Below are 3,788 nucleotides of genomic sequence, written 5' to 3'. Positions count from 1 at the left end.
AATTTATTCAACTACAAATGTAATTAGTGACAAAGCTGCAGTAGATGCACATTATTACGCAGGAGTTGTATATGATTACTTCAAAAATAAATTCAACAGAAGCGGAATAGATGGAAATAATATGGCTATGAAATCAAGTGTTCACTATTTAAAAAATTGGGTTAACGCACAATGGACTGGTACTCAAATGATGTATGGTGATGGTGATGGAGTTAAAGCTACAGCATTATCAGGAAGTCTTGATGTAGTTGGCCATGAAATGACTCATGGTGTTGATCAATATGAAGCTAATCTTACCTACAGGGATCAATCTGGCGCGTTAAATGAATCTCTTTCGGATTCCTTTGGAACATTTATTGAGTTCTATGCTCAACCATCAAAAGCAGATTGGCTTTTAGGAGAAGATGTTTGGACTCCTAATACACCAGGAGATGCACTTAGAAGTATGGCAAATCCTACTCTTTATGGTCAGCCAGATAATATGAAAAATTATGTATATACCTCTGATGATAATGGAGGCGTTCATACTAATAGTGGAATACCTAATAAGGCATGTTATCTAACTGCTACAAATCCAAGTGTCGGAGTTCAAAAGGCAGAACAAATTTATTACAGAGCATTATGTAACTATTTAACATCAAGTTCTACATTCCATGATGCTAGATTAGCACTTGCACAATCTGCAGAAGATCTCTATGGAGCAAATAGCTCAGAATATAATGCTGTAATTAGTGCATGGGATAGTGTGGGAGTTAACTAATAATTTTAGTTATCTAAAATAAAAATCTAAATTAGTAATGCTACCCGAAAGTGAATATGGCATACCTTCACTTGAAATATTACATAAACACACACATAGGAGGTAGTTGTATGCCATACAATTAAGAAAAGCATGTGGTTTAAATAAAATATTAAGAACCACATGCTTATTTATATTATAATTCTATCTTAATATTATACTCCTTAAGCCAAGTATTAACCTGTATCAAATAAGCCAGTAACTGAGGTCCCCTCATAAGCTGACCAAACCAAGGTTCTTTAAAGGATGAACCACCTGTCTCAATCAAAGTTTTTACTGAATTCTTATCTATCAAATCAAGTATAGGAGAAGACTTATCATTCATTATATCTGTCATCCAGTTCTGAACTATATTTGTATATTCAGGATTATGAGTTTTAGGGTATGGGCTCTTCTTTCTATCTATAACATCGTTAGGAAGAATTCCTCTTAAGGCTTTTCTGAGTATGCCCTTTTCTCTATTATTGTAGAACTTAATTTCAGAAGGAATATTAAATGCATATTCAACTAACCTGTAATCCGCAAAAGGAACTCTTACCTCTAAGCTGTTCGACATACTCATCCTATCTTTTCTATTTAATAGTGTAATCATAAACCACTTCATATTTAGATAGAACAGTTCTCTCATTCTATACTCAAGCTTGGACTCACCATCTAAGTGAGGAACCTGTTTTATTGATTTTTGATATTCTTCGTTTAGATAACCTTCTAAATCTAGAGATTTAAGCTGATCAGATAAGAGTTGTTTTCTGGCACTTACTGATTTAGACCAAGGGAATGTATCTGCATAAATATCTTCAGGTCTTCTAAACCAAGGATATCCTCCAAAGATTTCATCTGCACACTCACCTGATAGTGCGACAGTAGCATGTTTTCTTATTTCTTTACAGAAAAGATACAGCGATGAATCTATATCAGCCATACCAGGTAAATCACTGGCTTTTACTGAGTCTACAAGAGCTTGAGCTAAATCTTTACTGCTGTTAACTATATTGTAGTGATTGCTGCCAATATATTTTGACATTTTTAAAGCCCACTCTTTATCAGAAGTAGGTTCAAATTCATTAGACTCAAAGAATGCATCGTTGTTCTCATAATCTATGGAATAGGTATCTAAAGTTAGACCTCTCTTTTTAAATTCAAAAGCTGCCACTGCTGAAATAATACTGGAATCTAGTCCACCAGATAAGAAAGTACACACAGGAACATCAGCAACAAGTTGTCTTTTTACTGCATCAATTAAAAGACTTTTTACATGGTCAGCAGTAGTGTTTTCATCTTCAGTGTGAATATTACATTTTAGCTTCCAGTACTCTTTTAGTTTTAAGCCATCTTTATCATAAATCATATAATAAGCTGGAGGTACTTCATGGATATCTTTAAATACTCCGCTTCCCAAGCCTCTAGCAGGTCCCATAGCAAAAATTTCAGTTAGGCCTTCTCTAGTTACTATAGGCTCAACATAAGGATGAGCAAGTAAGGTTTTGATTTCAGAACCAAATATAAGAGAATTATCCTTGATAGTATAAAAGAGAGGTTTAACTCCTAAAGGGTCTCTCGCCATAAACACTTTGTTATCTGAATCATTCCATACTGCAAAGGCATATATGCCATTGATATACTTTACACAATTTAATCCCCAATGAATATAAGATACCAAAAGTACTTCAGTATCGGAATAAGATTCAAAAGAATATCCTTCACTTATGAGAATTTTTCTCAAGTCTTCTGTGTTATAAAGTTCACCATTATATACAATAACGTATTTGTTTCCGCCAATTGTTTTAATCATTGGTTGAGCGCCACCTTTTGGATCTACAACCACAAGTCTTCTATGTCCTAAAGATGCATGTCTTGAAAAAAAGTAACCTTCATCATCTGGTCCTCTTTTGCTTAAAGTTTTTGTCATGTTTTCAACTATTATTTTCTCTTTGGAAATATCTCTGTTAAAATTAATCCAGCCAGTAATTCCGCACATTTTCGTCCTCCTTTCAGTTGGAACACTGGGTAATTTTGCTCGTTCCCACCAGCAAAATTACCCGTTAAAGTCCATTTAGGACTTTAACCTCCAATTTTTATTTCTAGAGTACTATATTTGTTATAATTTATAGTTTATGCTTCAAAAAGTTATATGTTACTTTTTGCAAGTGTATTAATAGGAGATTTGAATTTTTATAAAAAGAATTCGTGATTTTAGGTAAAGATTAAATGCCTAAATGGCATTTAATGGACAGACTTGCCCAGTGGTAGTATATATCGAATAAGTTTTCTTAAGGAAGAGATTATATTAATGTTATATAAAAGTGTAACGATATGGAACGTTCTAATATTTATATTCACACTTATCGCAACAAAATGGAACAACTTATATTGAATATTCCAATTTTCTGGAGTATTATAATAATTAGGGTAGATATTAATTATTTTGAAGGGGGACATTAAGTTATGAAAAGATTTTCCTTACTATTCGCGGGGTTAGCTGTTGTACTATCCTTATCAGGATGTGGAAGTAAACAAGCTCAACCAACGCAGGCAGAACAAAAACCAGAAAGGACAATGATTCTAGCAACTACAACAAGTACTCAAGATTCAGGATTATTAGATAATATACTTCCTGTTTTTGAGAAAGAAAGTGGTATAAAAGTTAAAGTTGTAGCAAAGGGAACAGGAGAAGCAATGAAGATGGGGGAAAGAGGAGATGCTGATTGCTTACTTGTTCATGCAAAAGCACAAGAAGAAAAGTTTGTAAAAGATGGATTTGGGATAAAAAGATATGACGTCATGTATAACGATTTTATAATAGTAGGACCTAAAGATGATCCTGCTAAGATCAAAGAACAAGCAGCTAGTGATCCTATAAAGGCATTAAAACTTATAAGTGATAGTAAATCACCTTTTATATCAAGAGGAGATGAATCTGGAACACACTCAAAAGAAAAAGAGCTTTGGAAGGCTGCGGGAATAACCCCAAGTGGAAGTTTTTATATTT

General features: G+C 33.6%; 3 protein-coding genes. 2 read left to right on the top strand and 1 reads right to left on the bottom strand.

The window, feature by feature from the left end; translation table 11 throughout:
- Positions 1-760: M4 family metallopeptidase (locus I6U51_RS23215; protein ID WP_211144935.1), on the top strand; the 760-nt coding region annotated here is incomplete at its 5' end.
- 175 nt (positions 761-935) lie between these two features.
- Here the strand turns inward: I6U51_RS23215 and asnB are convergent.
- Complete coding sequence (gene asnB, locus I6U51_RS23210; protein ID WP_211144934.1) at positions 936-2,777, bottom strand: asparagine synthase (glutamine-hydrolyzing); 1,842 nt, start codon at positions 2,775-2,777, stop codon at positions 936-938.
- Between the two features lie 467 nt (positions 2,778-3,244).
- Here asnB and I6U51_RS23205 point away from each other — a divergent pair.
- On the top strand, positions 3,245-3,788 hold a 544-nt coding region (locus I6U51_RS23205), incomplete at its 3' end, for an ABC transporter substrate-binding protein (RefSeq protein ID WP_211144933.1).

The organism is Clostridium aciditolerans, assembly GCF_016316925.1.
Lineage (GTDB): Bacteria > Bacillota > Clostridia > Clostridiales > Clostridiaceae > Clostridium_AM > Clostridium_AM aciditolerans.
This window is presented reverse-complemented; position numbering and strand designations above follow the sequence as displayed.